This is a genomic window from Paenibacillus ehimensis NBRC 15659 (genome assembly GCF_004000785.1).
Classification (GTDB): Bacteria; Bacillota; Bacilli; order Paenibacillales; family NBRC-103111; genus Paenibacillus_G; species Paenibacillus_G ehimensis.
In genome coordinates this window covers 81,166-104,739 of sequence record NZ_BILX01000015.1, presented here as the reverse complement: position 1 = coordinate 104,739, position 23,574 = coordinate 81,166, and the positions used below count along the sequence as shown (strand labels likewise).

Annotated in this window: 23 protein-coding genes, 2 tRNA genes and 1 pseudogene; 19 read left to right on the top strand and 7 right to left on the bottom strand. The window is 51.5% G+C overall.

The window, feature by feature from the left end; translation table 11 throughout:
- Positions 1 to 49: 49 nt before the first annotated feature.
- The gene (locus PEH01S_RS11550; RefSeq protein ID WP_025853070.1) at positions 50 to 1,597 is read left to right on the top strand and encodes a methyl-accepting chemotaxis protein; all 1,548 of its coding nucleotides are present in this window, start codon (positions 50 to 52) and stop codon (positions 1,595 to 1,597) included.
- A 96-nt stretch (positions 1,598 to 1,693) separates the two neighbouring features.
- Here the strand turns inward: PEH01S_RS11550 and PEH01S_RS11545 are convergent, their stop codons facing one another.
- Both PEH01S_RS11545 and PEH01S_RS11540 read right to left on the bottom strand, forming a co-directional pair.
- Positions 1,694 to 2,731: a ribonucleotide-diphosphate reductase subunit beta gene (locus tag PEH01S_RS11545; protein ID WP_025853071.1), complete on the bottom strand. Its 1,038-nt coding sequence runs from the start codon at positions 2,729 to 2,731 to the stop codon at positions 1,694 to 1,696.
- Between the two features lie 295 nt (positions 2,732 to 3,026).
- On the bottom strand, positions 3,027 to 5,252 hold the full coding sequence (locus tag PEH01S_RS11540) for a ribonucleoside-diphosphate reductase subunit alpha (protein ID WP_127485558.1): 2,226 nt from the start codon (positions 5,250 to 5,252) through the stop codon (positions 3,027 to 3,029).
- 736 nt (positions 5,253 to 5,988) lie between these two features.
- Here PEH01S_RS11540 and PEH01S_RS11535 point away from each other — a divergent pair.
- Together PEH01S_RS11535 and PEH01S_RS11530 are read left to right on the top strand one after the other, a co-directional pair.
- Positions 5,989 to 7,656, top strand: a complete 1,668-nt coding sequence (locus PEH01S_RS11535) for a copper resistance CopC/CopD family protein (protein WP_127485556.1) — start codon at positions 5,989 to 5,991, stop codon at positions 7,654 to 7,656.
- Between the two features lie 146 nt (positions 7,657 to 7,802).
- The gene (locus PEH01S_RS11530) at positions 7,803 to 9,539 is read left to right on the top strand and encodes a putative bifunctional diguanylate cyclase/phosphodiesterase (protein ID WP_127485554.1); all 1,737 of its coding nucleotides are present in this window, start codon (positions 7,803 to 7,805) and stop codon (positions 9,537 to 9,539) included.
- Positions 9,540 to 9,674: 135 nt separating this feature from the next.
- Here PEH01S_RS11530 and PEH01S_RS11525 read toward each other — a convergent pair whose 3' ends face one another.
- On the bottom strand, positions 9,675 to 10,604 hold the full coding sequence (locus PEH01S_RS11525; RefSeq protein WP_127485552.1) for an aldo/keto reductase: 930 nt from the start codon (positions 10,602 to 10,604) through the stop codon (positions 9,675 to 9,677).
- 198 nt (positions 10,605 to 10,802) lie between these two features.
- On the opposite strand from PEH01S_RS11525, the gene lepB reads away from it, so the two are divergent.
- The 4 genes from lepB (at position 10,803) to PEH01S_RS11505 (ending at position 13,293) form a co-directional block, all read left to right on the top strand.
- Positions 10,803 to 11,318: a signal peptidase I gene (lepB, locus tag PEH01S_RS11520; RefSeq protein WP_084159750.1), complete on the top strand. Its 516-nt coding sequence runs from the start codon at positions 10,803 to 10,805 to the stop codon at positions 11,316 to 11,318.
- Positions 11,319 to 11,381: 63 nt separating this feature from the next.
- Positions 11,382 to 11,452, top strand: a tRNA-Gly gene (locus PEH01S_RS11515).
- Positions 11,453 to 12,173: 721 nt separating this feature from the next.
- A complete protein-coding gene (locus tag PEH01S_RS35395; RefSeq protein ID WP_246062886.1) occupies positions 12,174 to 12,983 on the top strand; it encodes a hypothetical protein in 810 nt (269 codons plus the stop codon).
- A 79-nt stretch (positions 12,984 to 13,062) separates the two neighbouring features.
- Positions 13,063 to 13,293 carry a hypothetical protein gene (locus PEH01S_RS11505; RefSeq protein WP_127485550.1) on the top strand — a complete coding sequence of 77 codons (231 nt, stop codon included), beginning with the start codon at positions 13,063 to 13,065 and terminating at the stop codon, positions 13,291 to 13,293.
- Positions 13,294 to 13,532: 239 nt separating this feature from the next.
- Here the strand turns inward: PEH01S_RS11505 and PEH01S_RS36140 are convergent.
- Positions 13,533 to 13,655 (bottom strand): annotated as a pseudogene (locus tag PEH01S_RS36140) (DUF2726 domain-containing protein); the annotation flags it as partial.
- A 576-nt stretch (positions 13,656 to 14,231) separates the two neighbouring features.
- Here PEH01S_RS36140 and PEH01S_RS11495 point away from each other — a divergent pair.
- Together PEH01S_RS11495 and PEH01S_RS11490 are read left to right on the top strand one after the other, a co-directional pair.
- Positions 14,232 to 14,302, top strand: a tRNA-Gly gene (locus tag PEH01S_RS11495).
- A 159-nt stretch (positions 14,303 to 14,461) separates the two neighbouring features.
- A complete protein-coding gene (locus tag PEH01S_RS11490) occupies positions 14,462 to 15,694 on the top strand; it encodes an MFS transporter (protein WP_127485548.1) in 1,233 nt (410 codons plus the stop codon).
- Between the two features lie 9 nt (positions 15,695 to 15,703).
- On the opposite strand, the gene PEH01S_RS11485 is transcribed toward PEH01S_RS11490, so the two are convergent.
- Complete coding sequence (locus PEH01S_RS11485) at positions 15,704 to 16,375, bottom strand: helix-turn-helix domain-containing protein (RefSeq protein ID WP_127485546.1); 672 nt, start codon at positions 16,373 to 16,375, stop codon at positions 15,704 to 15,706.
- A gap of 150 nt (positions 16,376 to 16,525) precedes the next feature.
- On the opposite strand from PEH01S_RS11485, the gene PEH01S_RS11480 reads away from it, so the two are divergent.
- Positions 16,526 to 16,960, top strand: a complete 435-nt coding sequence (locus PEH01S_RS11480; protein ID WP_164827788.1) for an ArpU family phage packaging/lysis transcriptional regulator — start codon at positions 16,526 to 16,528, stop codon at positions 16,958 to 16,960.
- A 129-nt stretch (positions 16,961 to 17,089) separates the two neighbouring features.
- Here the strand turns inward: PEH01S_RS11480 and PEH01S_RS11475 are convergent, their stop codons facing one another.
- Both PEH01S_RS11475 and PEH01S_RS11470 read right to left on the bottom strand, forming a co-directional pair.
- Positions 17,090 to 17,560 (bottom strand): ImmA/IrrE family metallo-endopeptidase, encoded by a 471-nt coding sequence (locus PEH01S_RS11475; RefSeq protein WP_025853081.1) that lies wholly within the window; start codon positions 17,558 to 17,560, stop codon positions 17,090 to 17,092.
- Between the two features lie 26 nt (positions 17,561 to 17,586).
- Positions 17,587 to 18,033: a helix-turn-helix domain-containing protein gene (locus PEH01S_RS11470; RefSeq protein ID WP_025853082.1), complete on the bottom strand. Its 447-nt coding sequence runs from the start codon at positions 18,031 to 18,033 to the stop codon at positions 17,587 to 17,589.
- A gap of 263 nt (positions 18,034 to 18,296) precedes the next feature.
- On the opposite strand from PEH01S_RS11470, the gene PEH01S_RS11465 reads away from it, so the two are divergent.
- The 9 genes from PEH01S_RS11465 (at position 18,297) to PEH01S_RS11430 (ending at position 23,535) form a co-directional block, all read left to right on the top strand.
- Positions 18,297 to 18,611, top strand: a complete 315-nt coding sequence (locus PEH01S_RS11465; protein WP_127485542.1) for a hypothetical protein — start codon at positions 18,297 to 18,299, stop codon at positions 18,609 to 18,611.
- Between the two features lie 73 nt (positions 18,612 to 18,684).
- The gene (locus PEH01S_RS11460) at positions 18,685 to 19,197 is read left to right on the top strand and encodes a DUF1492 domain-containing protein (protein ID WP_025853084.1); all 513 of its coding nucleotides are present in this window, start codon (positions 18,685 to 18,687) and stop codon (positions 19,195 to 19,197) included.
- Positions 19,198 to 19,314: 117 nt separating this feature from the next.
- The gene (locus PEH01S_RS11455) at positions 19,315 to 19,950 is read left to right on the top strand and encodes a hypothetical protein (RefSeq protein WP_127485540.1); all 636 of its coding nucleotides are present in this window, start codon (positions 19,315 to 19,317) and stop codon (positions 19,948 to 19,950) included.
- 203 nt (positions 19,951 to 20,153) lie between these two features.
- Positions 20,154 to 20,282, top strand: coding sequence for a hypothetical protein (locus PEH01S_RS35795; protein WP_275452176.1), 129 nt, complete (start codon positions 20,154 to 20,156; stop codon positions 20,280 to 20,282).
- A 370-nt stretch (positions 20,283 to 20,652) separates the two neighbouring features.
- Complete coding sequence (locus PEH01S_RS11450; RefSeq protein WP_127485538.1) at positions 20,653 to 21,081, top strand: phage tail terminator family protein; 429 nt, start codon at positions 20,653 to 20,655, stop codon at positions 21,079 to 21,081.
- Positions 21,074 to 21,295 carry a hypothetical protein gene (locus PEH01S_RS11445; RefSeq protein ID WP_246062885.1) on the top strand — a complete coding sequence of 74 codons (222 nt, stop codon included), beginning with the start codon at positions 21,074 to 21,076 and terminating at the stop codon, positions 21,293 to 21,295. Before PEH01S_RS11450 ends, PEH01S_RS11445 begins: the two co-directional genes overlap by 8 nt.
- Complete coding sequence (locus PEH01S_RS11440) at positions 21,296 to 22,612, top strand: phage tail sheath family protein (protein ID WP_127485536.1); 1,317 nt, start codon at positions 21,296 to 21,298, stop codon at positions 22,610 to 22,612. It begins immediately after the preceding gene.
- A gap of 1 nt (position 22,613) precedes the next feature.
- A complete protein-coding gene (locus PEH01S_RS11435; RefSeq protein WP_025853091.1) occupies positions 22,614 to 23,087 on the top strand; it encodes a phage tail tube protein in 474 nt (157 codons plus the stop codon).
- 25 nt (positions 23,088 to 23,112) lie between these two features.
- Entirely contained in the window at positions 23,113 to 23,535 is a 423-nt protein-coding gene (locus PEH01S_RS11430) for a phage tail assembly chaperone (protein ID WP_025853092.1), read from the top strand.
- The last annotated feature ends 39 nt before the right edge of the window (positions 23,536 to 23,574 follow it).

Here is a 23,574-nt window from a genome sequence, read left to right as displayed (position 1 = left end):
ATGTGATAAAGAATATAGCTTCGACCTTAGTGAATAGGATGTGAGCTTTTTGTTATCCACGAAGCCCGATGTGTTGGCGATTAAAAACCGGATGACCTTGCCGGTGACGTTCGGAACGTATTTGTTGGCCGTGCTCGCATGCGCCTTGTTCCGATGGCTGCATGTATTTAAATCCGAGCACGATTTGCTGGCTTACGAGGTGCTGCTTAATGTGTTTTTGGGGGCTCCGCTGCTCCTGTTAGTCGTCGCTGCGCTGTTATTTTGGCGGGGGCGTCAACGTTACGTTCCGCTTTTTAATGCGCTGTCCATGACATTCACGAGCATGGCGATGATCGTCGGATCGGGCGGGATGGTCGAATTTTATTTCTCGATCTTCATGGTTATCGCGCTGATGGCCTTCTATGAAGATACGAAGCTGATTTGGATTATGACGGCTTTGTTCGCCCTGCAATACATCGCCGCTTACTGGCTGTATTCGGAGCTTGTGTTCGGCAAGGACGGGTACGAAATCGAGATGCTGGCGATTCATGCCGTGTTCCTTCTGCTGACAGCGGGAACCACCGTATGGCAAATCACCAAGAAAAAGGAAACCGTGGCGATGCTCGAAGCGGACAAGCAGGAGAAGCAGAAGCTGCTCGGCAACATTCTCAACAAGCTGACGGACAGCTCCGAGCAGCTCGTGGATTATGTCGGACGGCTCAATGAGAACACCGAGCAGACGCTGCTGGCAAACCGCCGGATCATGACCTCCATGGAAAAGATGGCGACGGGAACGGAAGAGCAGGCGCAAACCAGCAAAGACAGCGCACGTGCCATGGAAGAGATGTCGATCGGCATTCAGCGCGTGGCCGAATCGTCAGCGACCGTCTCGGAAGCGTCGCTCGGCATGGTGGAGGAAGCGGAAAAAGGCAACGACACGATCGGCCACGCGGTATCGCAGCTCGGCGCTTTGAAGAGCTCCTCGACGGAAGTGTCTGCGGCGTTACAGCGATTGGAAAAGCAGTCCGTCGAAATCGGGGAGATCGCTACGCTGATTTCCGGGGTCGCTTCCCAAACGAACCTGCTTGCGCTGAATGCTGCCATCGAAGCGGCCCGGGCGGGAGAGCACGGAGCAGGCTTCGCCGTGGTGGCGCGCGAGGTCCGGAAGCTCGCGGAGCAAGCGGAGGCGTCGGCGGGACAAATTACGCAGCTGATCGAAGAGATTCAGCAGGCGACGGTATCGGCCGTATCGGTAATGCGCGCAAGCGCCGGTCAGGTCGAAACGAGCCATACGGCGGTGAACGAAGCCGGGGATGTATTCCGCCTCATCGTAGACGAAGCGAAAAAAGTATGCGATCAAATCCAGGATATTTCGGCGGCTGCCCAGCAAATGTCGGCAGGGTCGGAGCAGGTGACGGCCGCCTTGAACGAGGTGGCGCGCATTTCCGACGACAGTGCGGCAGGGGCGAATCATGTGCTCTCCTCGTCGCAAGAGCAGCTGTCGGCGATGGAGTCGATTACCGCTTCGACGGAAGGGCTGACGCGGCTCGCCAAGGAGCTGGAGACGATCTGCCACGAGCTGCAAACGGAACGGAAAAAGCATATGTCTTCTTTATAAAGCAGATGGAATACACGAAAAAGCATCCCGCTTCGCTGCCGCAAAGGCAAAGGAAGCGGGATGCTTTCGTTAGTCGGTAAGCGTAGGGGAGCCGGCTTACAGATCGTCCCAGTTCAAGTTGGACGATTTGCTGTAGTTGGTCACCTTTTGCTCGAAAAAGTCCGTTTTCATGCTGTTCATGTTGCTGAACGTCTCGACCCACTTCATCGGATGCTCGACGACTTCGGGGTACAAAATTTCCAGGCCGAGCTTGCGCAGGCGCTCGTTGGACAAATATTTGATGTACTGGTCGATGATGTCGTTGCTCAGACCGTGAATGTTGTTGTTCGTGATGTATTGGCCCCATTCGATCTCGTGCTGGACGGCCGTCTTCATCATTTGGCGCAGGTCTTCGATCAGCTCGTCCGTGAACAGCTCCGGATTTTCCTTGCGGATTTCGCGGAAAATGTTCTGGAACAGCGCCAGATGCGTCAGCTCGTCGCGCTGGATGTATTTGATCTCCGAGACGGTGCCGAGCATCTTGCCTTGGCGTCCGAGCGCGTAGAAGAAGCTGAAGCCGCTGTAAAAATAGATGCCTTCGAGAATGTAGTTGGCCATGATGGTGCGCATCAGGTTTTCCGTCGAAGGCGTCTCGATGAACCGTTCGTACAGGTCGGTGATAAACCGGTTGCGGCGCAGCAAATGCTTGTCCTCGCGCCATTGGTTGTAGATGTCGTCGCGCACCTCCGCCGAGCAGACGCTGTCGAGGATGTACGAATAGCTCTGGCTGTGCACAGCTTCCTGGAACGTCTGCACGGTCAGGCACAGGTTGACTTCCGGAGCCGTGATGTACTCGTTGATATTCGGCAGGTTGGCCGTTTGCAGCGAATCGAGAAAGATCAGGAAGCTGATGATTTTGTCGTAGCTTTGGCGTTCCTCGGGCGAAAGGAACTTGTAGTCCTTCGCATCCTGCGCGAGCGGGATTTCTTCGGGAATCCAGAAGTTGTTCATCATCGTGCGGTACATTTTGGTGGCCCAGTCGTATTTGACGTTATTCAGCTCGATCAGGTTCGTCGTGTTGCCGCCGATCATGCGGCGCTTGCCCCAATCCCGGTCGCCGTGCTCGTTAAAAAGCTTTTTCTTTTGAAGCTCCATTGGTTGGTCTACCCCCTAAATCCCCCTGCAAGGGGGACCCCAGGGGACGCTGCCCCCTGGACCCCCAAAGCTGTCGTTGGTTCGACAACGTGCAGGTGAGTGATGTTTGATGGTGGATCGCTTTCGTACATAAGACTCTTTGCAGCTGCAAAGAGTCTTATGTACACGCTTTACGTTTAGAGCGTTGGAGTTCATTGGGCGGCGCCCTTCGCTCTGCCGCCCGCGAACTCCGGTCTTTTTCGTTGGGGAGGGGCGCTCAAGCGCGCCCGGCCCTAACGGATTGTTGGTAGTTCGTTTAAGCGCTGCAGCTTACGCAATCCTCGACTTCGAGGCTTTTGTTGCGGCAGTAGTAAACGGTTTTCAGGCCGTGCTTCCAAGCGGCCATGTACATTTCCAGAAACTCGCGCGCGGACAGCTCTGGTGTGATGTACAGGTTGAACGATTGCGACTGGTCGATATGGCGCTGACGGGCGCCGGCGGCGCGGATGCTCCAGTGCTGGTCGATCCGGTGCGCTTCCTTATAGAACCACATCGTCTCCGGGTTCAGGTTAGGCGCGGTTTGCGGGATGACGGCGTTCTTCTTCTCCTCGACGAAAAACTTGTTGAAGATCGGGTCGATTCCGGCCGTCGAGCCGGCGATGAGCGAGGTGGATGCCGTCGGCGCGATGGCGAACATCCAGCCGTTGCGGACGCCGTGCTTCGCGACCTGCTCCTTCAATTCCAGCCATTCCGGACTGTTGTAGCCGCGGGCTTCGAAGTAAGCGCCGGTCTGCCATTCGCTGCCCTCGAATACGGGATAGGCGCCTTTTTCTTTGGCGATTTCCATCGACGCTTTGATGGCGTAATAGTTCATCCACTCGTACACTTCGTCGGCTTTCTGCACATGCTCGTCGGATTCCCATTGAATTTTGAGCTGAGCCAGCATTTGATGATATCCGCTGGAGCCAAGGCCGACCGCACGGTACTTTTTATTCGTAATTTCCGCTTGCGGAATCGGGTAGTAGTTCAGGTCGATGACGTTGTCCATCATCCGCATCTGCGTCGTAACGACGCGCTCGATGTCTTCCTTCGTGTAGACGCGGCCGAGGTTGGTCGAAGACAGGTTGCAGACGACGAAATCCCCGCTTTTCATCTTCGTCGTAATGATGCCGTCCTCGTGCTCCGTTTGGATCATTTCGGTGGCGCTCATGTTTTGGCAAATTTCGGTACACAGGTTCGAGCAGTAGATCATGCCTTTGTGCTTATTCGGGTTGGCGCGGTTCACCGTATCGCGGAAGAACACGAACGGCGTGCCGGTCTCGAACGAGCTGGTCAGGATACGCTTCATGATGTCGATCGCCGGAATTTCGTCCTTCGACAGTTTGTCGTCGTTCACGCAATCCCAGTAGCGGCTTTCGAATTCCTCGCCCCAGGAATCCTCGATGGAGTAGCCTTTGACCTTGCGCACTTCGTGCGGATCGAACAAGTACCACGTGCCGCGCTCCTCGACCGTTTTCATGAACAGATCGGGGATACAGACGCCCGGAAAAATGTCATGGGCTTTCATCCGGTCGTCGCCGTTGTTCGTCTTCAGGTTCAGGAAGTCCAAAATATCCTTATGCCACACGTCGAGGTAGACGGCGACGGCTCCGGAACGGACGCCAAGCTGGTCGACGGCGATGGCCGTATTGTTGTAGTTCTTGATCCAAGGCACGACGCCGCCGGCGACGCCTTTGAATCCTCGGATGTTGGAGCCGCGGCTGCGCACTTTGCCGACATAGATGCCCATGCCGCCGCCGTGCTTGGATACCTGCGCAAAGCTTTGATCCACATTGTAAATGCCCCACAGGTTGTCCGGCACCGTATCGATAAAGCAGCTGGAGAGCTGATGCAGAGGCTTGCGGGCGTTCGCCAGCGTCGGAGTCGCCACCGTCATCTCCAGATTGCTGAGCACGTCGTAGAACTGCTTCGCCCAACGCAGCTTATCTGTTTCCTTCATGGCCAGGTGCATCGCAACGCCCATGAACAGCTCCTGCGGCAGCTCAAGCACTTCTTTGTCCAGCCCCTTGATCAGATAGCGGTCGGCGAGCGTTTTGAGGCCGATGTAGTTCAGCAGGTAATCGCGCTCCGGCTTGATGTAAGCGCCGAGCTCCTGAATTTCTTCCCGGCTGTAATGCTCCAGAATGTATTTGCCGTACAAGCCCATATCGGTCAAATAGGTAATCAACGAATACAGATCGCCATAGCCGAAATGGCCGTATTTGCGGTTTAAGCGGGCTTCCTTATAAAGATCGTAGGAAAGCAGCTTGGCGGCGACATACTGCCAGTTCGGCTGCTCGACGCTTGTTTTTTCCACGGCCACCTGAATGAGCAGGCGCTGGATTTCCTTGGTCGTAATCCCGTTGCGGAACAAGGGCAGGAGAGCGGTTTCCAGCTCGAGCGGATCGCATTCCGGATAAGCTTCGCACGCGAAGTCGATGACTTTTTTCATTTTTGCGAACACGAGTTCTTCCTTCGTGCCGTCCCGTTTTACGATGATCATGCATTCAGCTCCTTTGGAATGTTCAAAGAAAAAGCATGCCGCCGCCTTGCAGGCAGACGCATGCCGCTAACGCTTCTTCGAAGCGTCCAGGCTGTTGAGAAAGTGGTCAGATGAGATAATAGAGGTTACGATGGGGTGGGGTATCCACTTCCGACCGCTCTTGTCCTCGGGAAATTTGATTGGAAGCCGCTTAATAGCGGACATTTCCCGAAGACAAAGGCGGCCGCTATCGCTTCTCCAGTGGATACCCCACCTCCGTATGCATCTCTATTTTTGTAAACGACCACTTTCTCAACAAGCTCAACGCTTCTTCGAAGCGTCACTTGTTGGCAACAAGCAGGGTCCCGCCTCAAAGCGTCTTCCTGTCGTTCTGCCGGTTCGCCGCCGGTCAGGCTTGACGAACCGTACGGGTGCGGCTTCGTTACTTTGGCAGTTCCCTAACGAGTTTTCCACAATATGTCGTAGTTATTGATTCTTGCACCTACAATATGTAGTTGTTTTCGCGAGGCAATATCATGAATTTACCGCATCGCCGCTTCTCTGTCAATCTATTATTTCGGCCGGGAATCGCCAATTGATTAGGACAAAATCGCGAAAAAACGCCGAATTTGGTTTGTTATTGCGTTTTATGCTACATTTACTATGGGCTATGGGAAACCTGCCTTTTTTTGTGATGAAAATCGAAGTCATGGGAGGATGACGCCGGGTCTCCGGTGAACGATAGGAGGAGTTACGAATGGAATGGAGAGGGAATTGGGGAGAGTCGTACAGAAGGATCGCCTTATGGCTGCTGATCGTCGGGTTCGGCCTCCTGTTCCTGCTTGGGTCTGCGGCTCCGGCCGGAGCGCACGCGTCTCTCGTGCAGACGGTTCCGGCAAGCGGCGCGGAGCTGGAGCAGCCGCCGGAGCAGGTGGTCTTGACGTTTAACGAGCGTCTGGAGGAGGGGCTGTATTATTTAAGGGTCTACGACGGCAGCAAGCGCAAGGTGACGGATAAAGCGGCCGTGATGAACGATACCCGCACGACCTTGACCCTGGACCTGCCCGGACTTGCCAAAGGCATCTATGTGGTGACTTATCACGTCATCTCGGCGGACGGGCATCCCGTGGACGGCACTTATTTGTTCGCGGTCGGCCAAAGCTTGGACCAGCCGTCGGGCGTCAGCGGCAGTGCGCCCGCGATCGAGCATTTGCACCGCCACGACGGTCCGATAAGTACGTTTGGAGTGAAAGATGTACTGCAGTTCGGCTCGCGTATTTTGTTTTATTTGGCTTTGCTCGGCTTTACGGGCTGGCTGCTCTGGCTGCGCTGGTTCGCTCCCGGAGAACAAACGGATCCGGCCCGCGTCCGGCTGAGGCAGTGGGCGGAACGGCTGCAGCAGCTCTATTTGATCGCATATATTTTGTTCATGTGGGCGCATATGGGCGATCTGATCGGCGACGGGGGAGCGCAAGGGCTGCTGCGTTTGTTCACCCAAACGACGGTCGGCTACGCCTGGCTCGGTGGACTGCTGCTAGCGCTGCTGTCCTTTATCGTCCTGCATCGCAGCGTCTTTCTCGACTATATCTGGCTCGCGCTTGTCTGGTTCGCCAAAAGCCTGCTCGGGCACGCGGCCGCCTTCGAACCGAAAAGCGAAACGCTCGTGCTGGACTGGCTTCATCTGGCCGCCTCATCGGTGTGGGTCGGAGGCCTGCTGATGCTGCTCGTCTTGTGGCGCACGGATAAGGAGACGGGCAAACGGTTCCTTCCGCGCTTCTCCACGGCGGCGCTGATCAGCATCTTGCTGCTTACGGTCTCCGGCGTGCTGACCGTGTTCATTTTTCTCCCGGATGTGCGGTATATCGTCGAGACCGGGTGGGGCAAGCTGCTTCTGGCGAAGACCGGGCTCGTGCTGCTGGTCGTCGTGACCGCGGCGCTGATCCGCTTCTTGTTCCGCAAAAGCAGCGAACGGCGGGCAGGCCGGCTGCTCGGAGTCGATGCCGTGCTGATGACGCTTATTGTCGGAGTGGTCGGCGTATTTACTTATTTAACCCCACTTCCGGCTAACGAGCCGATGAACTGGCATGTGATGGGCGAGAAAATCCATATGACGGCCCAAATCAGTCCGAACGTGCCGGGGGTCAACGATTTTACCGTCAAAGTGTGGCTGCCCGAAAAGCTCGGCAAACCGAAGCACGTGATCATGAAGCTGCAGGCGACGGACAATCCGGAAATTGCCCCGCTCTTGGTGCCTGTCGAATATACGGAGGATGTGAGCTTCGAGGAGTCGTTCGGGTTAAAAAGACATACGTATAAAGCCCGCGGCGCATATTTGCCTTATCCCGGCCATTGGAAGGTGGAGGTACGGGTTCTTGACAGCAATGACGACGAAACGGTATATGAACAAATGTTCCGCGTGTATTGAGCGTAATTTTGATACAAAGAAATTGTAGAATTTTCTCGTTTCATGTCGGAAAACATGGGTCTTTATGACTAAAATCCTCTTGTTCTTTTGGTTCCGGGGAATTAGAATAAAAGAAAACCCTTCATAAGAGGAAGCAGAGGATCGACATGGCAAAAAAACGGAGTCCTGTAGGTTCGGGTCTGCTGCGGGAATGGTGGCATAAACTGTACCGTCACGCTGCGCTTCTGCATCTGTGGTGCGTCATGGCCGGGGTGGAAATCGTGCTGCTTTCGCTCAAACAATTGCTTGGTGTGCCTAATGACCCGCTGGACTTCATGACATCGGGCTTGACCGTGCTGTTGGTCGCGCCGATCCTGAATGCGTCCGTTCGGAAAAACAGCACCAAGCCGATTCGGGCGCTGGCTCCGGCCGTCTTTATTGTGGTGTTCGCGGAGCTGGTGGAATTGGCGGTGCGCTATGCGTCATGGGAAACCGCCGACTTGACGAGAACAACGGCCGATCTCGCGGGGCTCGCTCTGCTCACGGCGCCGATCCTTTACTTCGTGCTGACGGATATGCGCAACCGGGAGTTTACGGTACGCCAGCTTACGTACCTCGCCTATCACGATATGCTGACCGGGCTGCCGAACCGCCAGAAATTCCAGCAAAGCGTCGGCACGTCGATTCGGGCGGCAAAGCTGTCAGGGAGCAAGCTGTCCGTGATGTTCATCGATCTGGACCGGTTTAAGAACGTCAACGATACGTTCGGCCACGCGTTCGGCGATCTTCTGTTGACGGAAGCGGCGGAACGCCTCAAAAGCGGGCTGCGGGCAGGAGATTGCGTGTCGCGGCAAGGCGGGGACGAATTCACCGTGCTGATCAAGGATATGCCGCAGCCGCAAGATGCCGAGAAAGTGGCGCAGAAAATCATTCATCTGCTCAGCCAGCCCTTTGCCATAGACGGCCATGAGCTTCGTGTGGGCTGCAGTATCGGAATCGCGATGTATCCGCAGGACGGGGAAGATCCGATTACGCTGATGAAAAATGCCGATACGGCCATGTACCGGGCCAAGGAGCTCGGGAAGAACGGCTATCAGTTCTATAAGGCCGAAATGAACGATACGGTCATTCAGAAGCTGGTGATGGAAGAGTGGCTGAACAAAGCGCTGGAGCAGGAAGAGTTCGTCTTGTATTACCAACCGCAGGTCGATATTTTCACAACCCGCATGAACGGAATGGAAGCGCTCATCCGTTGGAACCATCCGCGGCTTGGCTTTATCTCGCCGGGCGAATTTATTCCGCTGGCCGAAGAGACGGGACTGATCATTCCGATCGGACAATGGGTGCTGCGGACGGCTTGTAAGCAGAACAAGGCATGGCAACTCGCCGGCTTTCCGCCTTTGAAGATGGCGGTGAATATCTCCCCGATACAATTTCACCAGCATGATTTCGTCCAAGTCGTTCTTGACGCGCTGCAGGAAAGCGGGCTGGAGCCGCAATATCTGGAGCTGGAAATTACCGAAGGCATTGCGATGTACCATGTGGATCAAGTCATTCAAAAGCTGCAAACCTTGCGCGAGCTCGGCGTACATATCTCGATGGACGACTTTGGCACGGGCTATTCGTCCCTCAATTATCTCAAGAAGTTTCCGATCGACAAGTTGAAAATTGCACAGCAGTTTGTCCGCGACATCACGGTCGATCCCGACGACGCGGCTATCGTCCAGGCGATTATGGCCATGGCGCTCAGCCTGAAGCTGGACGTTATCGCCGAAGGGGTCGAGACGGAGGAGCAGCTCTCCTTCCTGCTCGATATCAAGTGCAGGGAAATCCAAGGCTATATTTACAGCAAGCCGGTTCCGGCAAACGAATTCACCGATCTGATGCTGCGGTCTCCCGCTTAAAGGATCAAGCAAACAAACAAGCGTTCCAGCCTCGTCCAATACGAGGGCCGGAACGCTTGTTTTGGTTTCTTTTGCCGATTGCAAGGAGAGTTCTTGCTTGGCTTCCTGGAAGCCGGATTGCGGCAGCTTAGGCAATCAGCTGTTCGTTTCCTGCCAAGCCTGCGGGTGACCGTCGCCGACATACTGCGCAGCAGCGGCATTGGCGATGACCTGCTGGCGGCTTTTGCAGCCCGGAATCACCGCGCTGACCGCAGGATGTTTCAGGCACCAAGCCAGCGCCCAAGTCGCCATGTCTATGCCTTCCGGCACTTCGTGCTCGCGGATGCGCTTCACTTCCTCCAGCTTCAGCCGCGTTTGCTCCGGGTCGTGCCGATGACGGACGTCGTTCTCCGCGAATGCGGCGCCGGGCTGGTACTTGCCGCTCAGGTAGCCGCTGGCCAGCGGCACGCGCGCCAGTACGCCGAGTCCTTGCCGCTCGCAGGACGGGAAGACCCGCTCCTCCGGCTTGCGGTCGAGCCGGTTGTAAACGACTTGAATAACCTTTGAATTGACGCGTTCGGAGGCGTCCGTTTGATGGAGGTTGTCGTTGCTGGCGATGGACGTGCCGAGATGCCGTATTTTTCCCGCTTGCGCTTGTTTATCCAGCATGGTCCACAGCTCGTCCTGATCGAAGACTTCGTCTGTGCCCGAATGAAACTGATAAAGATCGATGTAGTCCGTCCGGAGCGCTTTGAGCGAGGCATCGAGCTGAGCCAGCACCGCTTGCGGCGACCATTCCTGACTCCGGTCCAGATGGGCATGAAATTGATGCCCGAACTTGGTGGCAATGACCCAATCTTCACGCCGTCCCCGGGAGATGTAGCTGCCGATGAGCGATTCGGACGTATGGTCCCCGTAGCATTCCGCCGTATCGATCAGATTGATGCCGCACGCCTTGGCTTCGTCCAGAATCGCGTCCGCTTCCTCCTGGGTAAATGGCTTGCCCCATTCGCCGCCGAACTGCCATGTGCCGACCCCGATGACGGACACCTTCAAGTTCGTTTTGCCCAGCTTCCGGTATTTCAACGATTACCCCTCCTCGAGTGAATGATTTTTGCGCTTCCCCCTGATTTTACCTAATTCGATAGCCTGCTTCAAATGCAGGACGAACGGCCGGTCGGGCGGATTTCTCATTTTAAGGTTATTTTAATACTCTTTTCCTTCGATTCCGGTATAGTTAAAAGAAACGACGTTGAGAAGGCGAGGGAGAAGCTCTTGAACCGAATGATGCGATGGGCGAAGGAATGGGTCGCGCCGCTTGGCTTGGCCGTCATCATCAGCTTTTCGTTCAACACGTACGTAGCGCAGGGGATGAAGGTGCCGACCGGTTCGATGCTGCCGACCATTCAGCTCGACGATAAAGTGTTTGTGGAAAAGCTGGTCGCGCTAACCGATTTTAAGTTCGGCGATATCGTCGTCTTTTATCCGCCCCTTAAGGGAGAAGAAGACAAGCGCTACATCAAACGGCTGATCGGTCTGCCGGGCGATACGATTGAAGTGAAGGACGGCGCACTGTACCGCAATGGCGAGAAGGTGGACGAGCCTTATGTGAAGGAGCCGATGAAATACCGGTTCGGTCCGGTTCAAGTGCCGGAAGGGAAATATTTGTTCCTTGGCGACAACCGCAACGACAGTCTGGATTCGCACCTGTGGCCGACGCCGTTCGTGGACAAAAGCAAGCTTGTCGGCAAGGCGCTGTTCCGTTATTATCCGTTCGATCAGATCGGGGAGATTAAGTAGCGGGGTGCCACTGGACAAAACGAGAGGGAACGCTTATAATAAATAAGCGCAATCCCTTTTCGCGCGGGTGTAGTTCAATGGTAGAACTCCAGCTTCCCAAGCTGGTGGCGTGGGTTCGATTCCCATCACCCGCTTACTGAGGATTTGTTGTAAAGTTTGGTTTGTGGTCAGGTTAAAACTTCATTTTTGAACGTTAACACACTAACCTTTTGGGACACTAAATTCCCATTTGGAAGGTGTGTTTTTTGTTATGTTGATTAAGTTTGCCATTAAAGAATTTATTGCTGACAAGAAATACAAAAATCTGTCATCTAATACACTAGAGGTTTATGATTCTGTTCTTAGTATGTTTCAAAACTACTGCACTTAGAACGAAATGGTCAGTATTCATGATATTTCATCACTAACGGTGAAATCATTTCTAATTGAGCTACAAAATGAAAATGGAAATAATGCGACATCAAGCAATAACAAGCTTCGTGTGTTGAAAAACTTCTACAATTGGTTACAAGAAAACGAAATTATTATCGAAAAGCAAAATGTTTGTAAAAAGGTAATTATGCCAAGGAAGATATTATAATTAAGCCTTTTTCGGACTATCATATCGAACAGATGCTTGGTAATCTACGGCGCATTAAACAAAGAGAGCGTACTTTTTACGCCATTCGTGATTATTCAATAATAGTTTTCCTCTTAGGGATTGAAATGGTTTTTATTTACTATTTTGCAATTTAGAACTTTTGATCCATACAAAAATTCGTTGCAATATTTATGATTATCGAAACGCCATTTTTTTACTTAAAAGTAATTATATTCTTAATATGGTGTTTTAATCTCATATAAAGGAGAATTCCGATGAAAAAAAGTTTTCTTAAGTCAGTTTTCACTTTAACTGCTGTATCCACCATTTGCATGTCTTCTTTTGCAAACTCAAGTTTCGCAGCAAAAGTAACTCCAGAACAAGAAGCGAAGGGTATAGTACAAAAATATTTTAATGCAATGCAGGAAAAGGATTTCACAACTGCTGCTGATCTTGTTCGTGATTTACGTTACCCTGACAAGAAAATACAACTCAAAAAATATGCTGAATATAGGGAAAATACTGATTTTAACAAAGTTCAGATTTTATCTGTTGTAAAAGAATCAGAATCCAAAGTAAGTGTTGCGACTATGGAAAATAAGTCCAATATACCTGTTGAAGCAAAAGTCAATGTAATTAGAGAAGGCGACAGTTGGAAACTGTATCTTGGTGACGGAGACGCTGCGACGATCAAGGCTCTCAATGCTCCGTTTATTTCTACTGCCGGATCGGTTGATTATTACGAGTTTTTCAATGTTAAAAAAGATACAGTGCTTTATACCACGGATGCTTTTGAAGTTACAGATAAAAATAATCATGTTACAATAAAGGGCTGGCAAAATGACGGAGGACTACTTGATCATGAAGCAAGCAATAAATACAGAGTAGTAGAAGATAAATGGTATGGTTGGAAGGAATGGGGCATTGAAGAAATTGTAAATGGTGATAGCGATAAAAATGATTCACGAACTTGGTATACTAGAACTTTCGAAGGTATCCCTAATGGGAAAGGTTTTCATATCAGAATAACAGGTAACAGCTCTCAAGGTTATGGTTCCGACGGGGCTGGAAATGTATATCAATAATAACATTAGTAGTACACACTTTACATTTTCACAAAAAAAGGGTATTCTTACCTTGTATTGAAAATGGAGGTGTAGTGAGTTGAAACGCTTTTTTGTGTTACTAAGTATACTCGTTGGTATGTTTGTGGTCTATCATGGAATTATTGCGTTTACGACTACAGCACGTGGAGAATCAATTTATTTAATGGGTATGCTTATACCAGCACAAAATAACACACTATACACATATGGATCAATTTTTACGATTGTTGGTGCTTTCTTGCTTGCTACTCCACTTATCTTTAGAAAAAATTGGAGTAAAAGACATTGAAAAATGCGCAAACAAGCAGTCCGGTTTTTGGGCTGCTTTACTTTTTGCAAAAAAGAAAACTATTAAACTGATAGGGTAATAGAAATAAAAATTCAAAATGGCCCAGAAGCGGGTTTCCACTTCTAGGCCATTGCTTGAATAACAAATTGAGTCTGCTTTCTAAACTTATGTTTCAGTCAGTTTTAGTCATTATGCTACCTTTTTGATATTCTTCGTTTTGCAAATGAAATGGATTTGGTTCATTCACATAAGCTGTTTTTAATATAATCTCTATTTTTTTGTATATCTGTTGTATGACTTTCTCCGTCAAACTCTAACGCAAATAAAGGATTCAAACTATCATTATTACATACAATAAAGTCAAAATGAGATTTAAGTGCGAAACCATATTATTCATTACTAAGACCACTTTTTGAAATGTTAAACACGTCAGCAATTCTTACCTTTGGAAAAACAGAAGCGATCTTTTCTCGGCATATATCGTCTAATCTAACTTTTTGTTATTTATTGAAGATTTCTTTAATCACTATGACTTCAACTCTCCCTCGGTGGTATCCGTAATATCATAGTATTTGTATTTGTTCTGCTATTCAAGAAGCACAAAAAAATTCAGCCGGGCTATTTGTTTGTTGATTTTTTATTTTATGCAACATGTCTTGATGCCATTTTACTTCCAGTTCATCTCATTCAGAGAGCATATTTGATATACTGAGAGAGAAATAAAATTGACGAAGCTCTTTATCAATATGGTGAGGGCTATAATTTTACATGATTTGATCACTAACCTTTTTATCATTTCTGACCACTACACAAGTCGAATGGAACCCTATATACTTTGGTTAAAGTGAAGCAAATGGTTAGTGTAGTGAACGTACAAAAGGTGTATGATCACTGAATTTTAGCCGGATTAGAAGCCGATAATTCCAATACAACTTCGCGCGGGTGTAGTTCAATGGTAGAACTCCAGCTTCCCAAGCTGGTGGCGTGGGTTCGATTCCCATCACCCGCTTATATTGAGTACAGAATAGACCGCAGCCTTTGTTGAGGCCGGTCTATTTTCTTTTGTAAAAAATAATTGCTTCCTCAAGCCGGCGCCTTTATAATAAATTCTGCACACTTAACATACATAATGGTATAAAAAGTATATTTAATCTGCGGGGGATTGCGCTTGAACCGTTCATTTTACGCTTTATTGGTCAGCCAAACGGCAACCAATCTTGGCTTTGCGCTTTATACGATGGTTGTGGTCATGCATCTTTACGCGCAGACCGGTTCGACGGCGTTGTCCGCTGCGGTGACACTTATCAGCGCGATTTCGCGAATGGTCAGCGGTGTTGTTTTGCCGTCGTTTGCCGAACGGTTTCGGCTTCCCGCGCTGCTGATCTTTTCGCAAACGACGCAGTTGGTGGTTCTCCTGTGTCTTGCGCTGATGCTGACGCAGGGCGTTTCGGCTTCGAGCTTGGTTGCCATCATGGTGCTGCTCGCGGTGATTTCTTTTTTCAACGGGTGGTTCTCGCCTGTGAAAAGCTCGCTGCTCCGGGCCGTCGTACCGGAGAATGAGCGGGTGAAGGCAATCGGCTTGCTGTCGACGGTGGATCAAACGTTCCAATTTGCCGGCTGGACTTTGGGTGGCGTCCTGCTGACCTTTTTGGGCCAAAGCACGGGGCTTGGAATTACTTTTGCTCTGCTCATCGTATCGATCGGATGTATGTTCCTGCTAAAACGATACGGGAAGCGGCATGAAACGGCAGGGCTTCGAACGGGACAAGGATTCGTGTCCGGTCTGACGGCAGGCTGGAAAATTCTTTACAGGCATGAAGGATTGCGCGTCCTCGTCATGATGGATCTGATCGAATCGTGGGTCGGCACGATCTGGATCGGAGCCGTCACGTTAACCTTTGTCAAAGAGGCTCTGCACGAAGGTGAAGCCTGGTGGGGATACATTAACGGCGGCTACTACTTAGGCACCATCGTCGGCGGTTTGATCGTCCTTCGGCTTTCCCGCCGGATGCGGGGAAGATTAACCGCAAGTATGCTGCTAGGAGCGTCTCTGTTCGGTGTGCTGACATTGCTGTACGGGTTCGTATCGAACAGCATGCTGGCGCTGCTGCTCGTCCTGTTAATGGGTCCGGCTTATCAAATCCGCGATCTGGCGCAAGAGACCATGGTTCAAAATAGCTCGGACGAGCAAACCTTGCTCAAATTGGCGGCTGCCCGGTCTACCTTGATCCAGCTCATCACGATGCTCTCCATTGCTTTGATCGGAATTGTTACGGACCTGATCGGCGTTCGTCTGGTTTACATCGCTTCCGGCTTCGTGCTGCTCGTTTCATCCGCGTACGGCTTCGTGCAGCTGCAGCTTCGGAAGAAAGGGGCTTCGCTGGAGCGCGAACATCTGTAGCGTTCCTTCTCAATCGTCGGCCTGCTCCTCGTATTGCGGGAACAGCAGCTTAAGCATCCCCAGAATACGTCGCCGGTCTTGATCGGTGAGCAAGTGGCCGTTGTATTGGAGGCCGTTAACATATTGAAGCGACTTGCCGATATCGTACAGATGCTCAAGCGTCCGGGTATCGGTTTTTTCAGCGTCCGCGCCGGTCGTTCGGAATTGCTCCGCCATGCTTTCCAATTGGCCGATGAGCTTGTAAATCTCGACCTTCGGCGGATCTTGCTGAAGCAAAGCTTGCAGCGTGTCCGGCGCAATCTCGAAATCGTCGCCGAAAAACGGGCGATACTCCTGTTCTAATCTTTTCATGGCCGCCCGGGGAATGACGGGGAGAGCTTGAACGATCCCTTCGAGGTCGATCCCGAGAATATCGAGCAGGTCTTGGAACGCCTGCCGGTACTTGTGGGTGTCGGCTAGCTTCCGGTAGCCTGCGGCCGCCATCAGGTCGGCATACTCGACGCCCAGCGGTTCGACCAGCTTCTCCAGCAGCTCGGGCGAGGGCATGTTTTTTTTCTTGCCCGTTTCGATCTGGGATAAATAAGGATTGGAGTAGCCGATCAGATCGCCCAGTTGGGTAAGCGTCAGTCCTTTGGCTTCCCTCAAGCTTTTTAAATAGGCTCCGAATTGCTGAACGTTCATCCTCGCACATCCTTTCTTGTTCTTCTAGTATACACTCTTACTTGCTATTAGTAAATATTATCGGAAATATTGTTGCCAATAGCAAGAAGATGTGATAATCTTACTAACACAAAACAAGAAATGATGCAGGGAAACCGAAAGGTGGTCGCTATGAACGAAACGCTCACGCTTGCGCAAAAAAAAGCCGTCCGCGCCGCCATGGAAGAACGGCTGGCTCTGTACCGGAGCTGCAAATACAGCGGCTTCGAACGCCGGGAAGCCCGGACTACCGCCAGCTATGACCCGCGGTACCACGGGGCGACGAATGTGGTAAGCGATCCTACTGCGCAGATCGCCGTGTACAACGTGAACGAGCAAATGCACCGCAGTTATGTGTGCGATTCCGTGGAAATCGCGCTGAGCCTGCTGCCGGACAAGCAGCGGTCGATCATCGAAACGCGATATATGCGGCAAAACACGCCGACGGATACGCAGGTATGCGACAGGCTGAGCATGTCCAAGGATACATACGACCGCCAGCGGCTTGCGGCGATGTATGAAATGGCTTTATTTTTGGAAGTGGATTGCGGGTTTGAGTTGACATAGCAAAGCAAGCAGACAACAAATAGACCGTTCCCTCATGCGGAGCGGTCTATTGCTATGAGGATTTTTTCGATAAAAAAGCCGGTGTTTCCTGCTCGAAGGAGTACCGGCCCTAAGTTTTCTTATGTAAGATTAGATCGAAAAATACGTGTCTTCGCCTTTCCAGATGCTGTGCTGCCGCTTCGGGAGACTTTTTAAATGCGCCACTTCCTGCGGTACGCCGCTGGCCGCTGCTGCTTCATAGATCGTCATCCCGCCCAGAATGAGTTCGTCGGGCATCAGCAGCTCGACGGCGAACTGATTGGCTTCACTTTCGATGCGGTCGATCGAAACGAGCGTATTCCTGCGAAGGAAGGGCGTATTCACCTTCGGGTGAAGGATCACATGCCCGAGCTCATGCGCGCACGTAAAACGCTGACCGGATTTATCCAAACCTTGGTTGATATGGATGCAGCGGATTCGTTTGTACGTGCTGAAGTAGCCGAGAATGTTGCCGAGCGGCTCAAAGAGAACTTGGATGTTTTTCTGAGATGCGATTTTGAAAGGGTTGTTCGTTCCGTATTTTTTAATCAGTTGCAAGGCTGCTTGTTTCGAATTTCGCATCTGTTTCTCTACCCCCGTACCGATTTTTATTTTCGATATTTGTTCGGGGTAAACTTCTGTTTCGCTAACTGCTTGGCAAGCCGCATCGAATTCTCCAGCGATATTCGCAGCAATTCTTTACTCTCCTCATCCAAGGTTTCGCCATGAAAAGCAAGAGCTTCTTCGGACTCGAGATCGCTGAGCATTCGTTCGAGATCCCGGGCGATGTCCTTCTCTTCTTTGGGTGTCAAGGAAGACGCGTCCCGCTTTGCCTCCATGGCCGATGCATTCGGTGAAGGCTCGTCGGACAAGCCCAGAAGATAATCCGTCGTCACTTGAAAATGGGCGGCGAGCTTGCCGGCCATATCGGCGCTCAGCCGTTTTTTTCCCCTTTCGATCTCGTAATAATATTGAGGCGTAATGTTCAACAGTTCGGCGACAACGGTCCCCGCCATATTCCTTGCTTTTCGAATGTCCCGCACCCGATTCCCCATAAGACATTTCACCTTTTCTAAACTGGCTTTTAATAGAAGAACACTTGTTTCCATTGTATCAGCTTTTAGCTTAATAATCAAGCTTAGTAAAACTTGAAATGAAGAAAATGGGAGGATAATTAAGCAAATAGTTTGTTTTATGGGTAATTTTATGCGATAATTAATCTATATGATTAAATAAAACGGTTGTCATTTTGAAGCTAATAGCTTACTATTGGTTTCGTAAAACGAACGAACTGCTGACGAATGGAGGCGCCTCGAACATGACGATTCACGTCCAAAACCTTGAACCTGCAAATGCTACTCAAACGGCTGGCCTTATGGAAGGGCGGCAGGTTGCCGACAAAACGGTAAAGAGCCGCAAAGTGGGGCTGGATTGCGGCGGGCAAGCCGGACTTGGAGAACTGCGTCCGCCGGTGACTTTGGAGATGATCCGGACGAAGCTTGCCGGATTCGTTCATGCCGGACGTCAAGCCGAAATTCGGGCGCTCCTCAGGCACTATGGCGCTGAACGGCTGCCGGACGTTCCAACAAAATATTTTGACGAGCTGCTCCAAGCGGCTGAAGCGCTCAAGTGAACGGTGCGGCAAGTTCAGGCTGTAAGTTCGATCGGACATACTTCCAGAGAATGACGAGAGGGGAACAAACCGGATGATGATGCTTAATCTCGAACAAAACTACGAACGAATCGCTATAGATCAACTGCGCGGATATAAACGGCTTGTCGGACGAATCAAGATGCTTGAGAAATACCCGGTCAGCGGCGGTCTGCGGCTCGGCACGATTGTCCAGAACGGTCAGCTGCAAGACCTGCACCGGCAATGGCGGAAGCTTCTGGCATCCGGCGCAGACGAAGAAGCGCTTCGAAGCGCGGAGGCGCAAATTAAGGCGCTGCTGGAAGGGCTGTTGGGTACCTCGGACGGCTACCAGGGAATATTGGCGCGGATCAGCGAGCTGCAGGAGCTGGGACGGCAAAAGGAGCAGATGGAGCATGCCATGGATGCTCTGGACGATTTTAAACACGAATACGCGCAAGTGCTCAAATTGCTGTATGTGGATGGAAACGAGCCGCATGACATCGCTTGCGATCTGGGGATTTCCCTATCCACCTTCTACGGATGGAGACGCAAAGCTTTAAAAGAATATGGAATCTTGATTAGCTAGAGTCGCAGCGGTCTGCGGCTCTTTTTTTGTGTTATGGCTCGGCTTGACCCGTGCGGTAGGACCCGCTTGTGCTATAATGAAGCTAATTTTCAATCAAGAGGAAGCGAGGAAGAACCGATGCTTCAGCAGGATTTGGCATTCGTCAAAAACGTGAAAATGGAAGACATCCCGTGGCAGCGCCTGATCTCCTCCTACGGACGGGCAGCGGCATTCCCGCAATGGTTTCATGCGATGGCTCATGGAGATATGGAGTCGATGAGCAATGCCGCCGAGCGTTTGGCTGAGGAGCTTGAGCATCAAAGCACACTGTGGCACGCGACGCCGTTCGGTGTGATTTTTGCGATGAGGATGCTTGGCGAAGCTGCGGGCGATTCCGTGAGGCGGGAATTAAGCGCGCAGGACCGCGAGCGTTTGAATGCGCTTCTCGTCGCGATTCTGGAGACGTGCCAGCCCATTGCGGTTGCGTGCGCAGAAACGCTTGGCCATGTTGTCGATATGGAGCCGTTACCGTCTATCACCGATCTGCTTCACGAAAGCGAGCTTTGGCCGGAAGACGAGGAAGAGGACGAGGTGCGTTGGGAGGACGATCCCGTCTCCGATCAGGCATTTTACAGCTATGTCTATTATACGGCGCAAATTTTGCTTCTATATAAGGAAGATATTCGCAGGCTTTGCGATTCGTCGTGTACGGAAGTGCGGGCTGCCGCCGGGGAGCTGCTTGAGGTGGTTGAAAGTATCGAGGTTGGGGGCTGAGTTGAACGCGATTATACTTTTCAATAATTTAGAGGGGAAGCAAAGGAATGCCCGTTTACCGCAAATTGATGTATTTGTTTTGGATTCTGACGCTGCTCTTTAGTTTTTACTGGGAACTTTCCTCTGTAGATAAAAAGACATTAGCGGGTGCAGCGTATGATGCGATCAATTTTATGATCGTCAGTGGGATGGCTCTTACTTTTTTGATTCACATGTTCATGGTCAATCTGAAGTCACACGGCATCTGGACAGCGATGCTGGTCTCTATCGTCTTCATTTATTTTTATTTTATTTGCTACAAATACTATTTCAGTCTGCATATCGTACTCTAACTTGCGCGGGCAAATCTGCCGGGATGAAAAAATGTCGGAATTTCGCCGCAAAAGCGTCGGAATAACGATGGACAACCTTTGTAACGAAGTGCGGTTTTCCCGTGCTATGATGTTAATGTAAGATAATTGTGCTAAGGGGAAAACGAACGAAAAAGAGTCGCAGCGATGCGGCTCTTTTTGCATTCGCTTCGCTCCGGGCACAAGATTAGGCTTCAGGGGGAGGGAAGATATGGAGCGGTTGCGCAGACTGGTAGTACAGTTCAAGCGGGCGATTTCCGGAGCACCCTTTGAGGTGTGCGCCGCTGCCGGCGGAAGCGCATGCTGCGGCAATTCATGAAGCTGCTATTGAGCTTCTATTGGGGTGGTGAACGTGGAAGAAATTAAACAGGGGATCGCGAAACGGCTCAAGGAACTGTTTCCGGCCGCGAGCGTCTACACGGAACAAGTCGAGCAGGGCTTCACGAAGCCTGCTTTTTTTGTTCGGCAAACGGAAGGTGCGCAGAAGCACGGAATGAACCGGCGGTATATCCGGACCGGGACGTTCGACATCGCCTACTTTCCGGTTCCGGGCAGTCCGCAGTTGATCCGCGATTGTGAGACGGTCCGGGATACGTTGTACGAGCAGCTTGAGCTGATCCCGTGGGAAGGTCAACCGTACCGCGGCTCAAGCATGCGCTACACTTTAACGGACAACGAGCTTCATTTTTACGTAAGCTTCGAGGTTCATGTGGTGCGGCCGAAAGAGGTCGTGCCTACGATGCAAAATCTGGTACAGGAGGAACATATCCGACATGATTAAAAAAGGGACGTCGAAAGCGACAGCCATGAAGGAAGAAACGGCTGCGGCTCAGGAGAGCTTGCCGGCTTTTACGAAGCAGCAGTTTTTGGAGTCGAAGCTGTTTACGGCGCAGCAAAAAGATTTGCTGAACGCTCTGCTGCACGATGAGGAAACGTATACGACCGATCAGGTCAAACAACAAATCGAACAATATTTGAAAAAGGCGGTGGAATAGATGGCAGGCGGAACATGGACAACTCAAAACAAAGTACGCCCAGGGGTGTACATCAATTTCGAAGGTGAAGGCAAACCGGCCGGTGTAGCCGGAGAACGCGGGATTATGACAATGGCGCTGCCGCTCGGCTGGGGCGAAGCGAAAAAGGTGCTAACGATCCATGCGGGAGACGATGTGAAAACGCTCCTCGGCTACGATATCGCAGCGCCTCAGCTGCTGCTGGTTCGGGAGGCTTTGAAGCGCGCCAAAACGGTGCTGCTGTACCGTTTAAATGCCGGTACGAAGGCGGCCGCATCGGTCGGCACGCTGAAGGTGACAGCCAAGCACGGCGGCGTGCGCGGCAACGATTTGTCCGTCGTCGTTCAGGCGAATATTGACGACAGTACGAAATTCGACGTGAAGACGCTGCTGGCCGGTCAAGCCGTCGATTCCCAGACGGTGGCCAATATAGCCGAACTGAAAGCGAACGACTGGGTCGAATTCGGCGGCACGGGCGACTTGACGGCGACGTCGGGCGCTTCGCTCACCGGCGGTGCTGACGGCACCGTGACGAACCAAGACCATACCGACTATCTCGGCGCGATCGAGATGTTCGATTTCCAAACAATGGCGCTCGCATCCGGCGATGCAACGCTGAAATCCGTGTACACGGCATTCGTTAAGCGGCTTAGAGATACCGAGGGCAAGAAGGTTCAGGCCGTGCTGGAAAACTATCCGGCAGCCGACTTCGAAGGCGTCATCAGCGTCAAAAACGGCGTCGTGCTGACGGACGGCACCGTTCTGGATGCGGTGAAAGCGACGGTATGGGTAGCTGCGGCGACGGCCGGGGCGCAGGTGAACCAATCGCTCACGTACCAAGCGTATGACGATGCGGTCGACGTGGACATCCGTTACACGAATTCGCAAATCGAGTCCGCGCTGCGCGGCGGCGAGGTTGTTTTTGTGCAAAACAAAGGCCGTGCCATTATTGAGCAGGACTTGAACACGTTCAAAAGCTTCCTGCCGACCAAGGGCAAAGCGTTCTCCAAAAACCGCGTGATCCGCGTGCTTGACGGCATTGCCAACGATATTAAGCGGATTTTCGAGACGTTCTACATCGGTAAGGTGAACAACGACCACGACGGCCGCAATTTGCTGTGGAACGAGGTCGTTACTTACCTGAGAACGCTGCAGGCGAACGCGGCGATCCAAAACTTCAATTCGGAAACCGACGTGAACGTCATCCAAGGCCAGGATGCGGACAGCGTATTTGTGGAGCTGCACGTCCAGCCGGTCGATTCGATTGAAAAAATCTACATGAAAGTGACGGTGAAGTAACATGGCAGATCAAAAAGTGTTACACGCTCGCGATACGATTAGCGGTCAGGAAGGCCGTGCTTACGCAACGATTAACGGAAATGCGGAAGAAATGTTCTACGTTAAGAAGCTGGAAGCCAAGGTTGAGAAGGAAAAAGCCGAAATCAAGGCGCTTGGCCGCCGGGGAACGCAAAGCAAGGCGAAAGGCTGGAAGGGCACCGGCAGTATGACGATTTACTATATGACCACGCTTTTCCGTCAGATGATGAACGAATATATGGTCAGCGGTAAGGATACTTATTTCGATATCACGGTAACGAACGAAGATCCTTCCTCTTCGGTAGGCATGCAGACCGTTATCATTAAAAACGTCAACCTGGACAGCGTCATCATGGCGTCTCTCGACACCGGAAGCGATACGTTGGAGGAGGAAATCTCTTTCACCTTCGACGGTATTGAAATTAAAGATAAATTTCGCGCCCCTTCCATGAACTAATCACATTAACAGGAGGACATGATTCATGAGCGATTTAAGCGTATTTTTTGCCCAAAATGCAGAAACCAGCACGATTGAGGAAGTCGTTATTTCCGAACGGTTCAAGGACCGGGAGGGTGCTCCGGTGCCGTGGCGCCTCCGCAGCATGACGGAGGAGGAGAACGAAGCGGTGCGCAAAGCCGTCACGAAGCGCGTCAAAGGCAAAGGCGGCAGCTACACCACCGAAGTCGACCAGAACGAATATATCGCCAAGCTGGCCGTGAACAGCGTCGTTTTCCCGAATTTGAAGGACGCCGAATTGCAGCAATCGTACGGCGTGCTTGGCGCCGAGTCGCTGCTGCGCAAAATGCTGCTCCCCGGGGAGTACGCGAACCTGCTCCAAAAGGTGCAGGAGCTCAACGGCTTCGACAAGGATATGAACGAGCTGGTTGACGAAGTAAAAAACTGATCAACGAGGGCGCAGGCGAGGCGAATTATGCCTACTATG

Coding starts and splice junctions, on each gene's coding strand:
- PEH01S_RS11545 (WP_025853071.1), bottom strand. CDS start 2,731: ATGGAGCTTCAAAAGAAAAAGCTTTTTAACGAGCACGGCGACCGGGAT.
- PEH01S_RS11540 (WP_127485558.1), bottom strand. CDS start 5,252: ATGATCATCGTAAAACGGGACGGCACGAAGGAAGAACTCGTGTTCGCA.
- PEH01S_RS11535 (WP_127485556.1), top strand. CDS start 5,989: ATGGAATGGAGAGGGAATTGGGGAGAGTCGTACAGAAGGATCGCCTTA.
- PEH01S_RS11530 (WP_127485554.1), top strand. CDS start 7,803: ATGGCAAAAAAACGGAGTCCTGTAGGTTCGGGTCTGCTGCGGGAATGG.
- lepB (WP_084159750.1), top strand. CDS start 10,803: ATGATGCGATGGGCGAAGGAATGGGTCGCGCCGCTTGGCTTGGCCGTC.
- PEH01S_RS35395 (WP_246062886.1), top strand. CDS start 12,174: ATGAAAAAAAGTTTTCTTAAGTCAGTTTTCACTTTAACTGCTGTATCC.
- PEH01S_RS11485 (WP_127485546.1), bottom strand. CDS start 16,375: ATGAACGTTCAGCAATTCGGAGCCTATTTAAAAAGCTTGAGGGAAGCC.
- PEH01S_RS11480 (WP_164827788.1), top strand. CDS start 16,526: ATGAACGAAACGCTCACGCTTGCGCAAAAAAAAGCCGTCCGCGCCGCC.
- PEH01S_RS11475 (WP_025853081.1), bottom strand. CDS start 17,560: ATGCGAAATTCGAAACAAGCAGCCTTGCAACTGATTAAAAAATACGGA.
- PEH01S_RS11470 (WP_025853082.1), bottom strand. CDS start 18,033: ATGGGGAATCGGGTGCGGGACATTCGAAAAGCAAGGAATATGGCGGGG.
- PEH01S_RS11465 (WP_127485542.1), top strand. CDS start 18,297: ATGACGATTCACGTCCAAAACCTTGAACCTGCAAATGCTACTCAAACG.
- PEH01S_RS11460 (WP_025853084.1), top strand. CDS start 18,685: ATGATGATGCTTAATCTCGAACAAAACTACGAACGAATCGCTATAGAT.
- PEH01S_RS11455 (WP_127485540.1), top strand. CDS start 19,315: ATGCTTCAGCAGGATTTGGCATTCGTCAAAAACGTGAAAATGGAAGAC.
- PEH01S_RS11445 (WP_246062885.1), top strand. CDS start 21,074: ATGATTAAAAAAGGGACGTCGAAAGCGACAGCCATGAAGGAAGAAACG.
- PEH01S_RS11440 (WP_127485536.1), top strand. CDS start 21,296: ATGGCAGGCGGAACATGGACAACTCAAAACAAAGTACGCCCAGGGGTG.
- PEH01S_RS11435 (WP_025853091.1), top strand. CDS start 22,614: ATGGCAGATCAAAAAGTGTTACACGCTCGCGATACGATTAGCGGTCAG.
- PEH01S_RS11430 (WP_025853092.1), top strand. CDS start 23,113: ATGAGCGATTTAAGCGTATTTTTTGCCCAAAATGCAGAAACCAGCACG.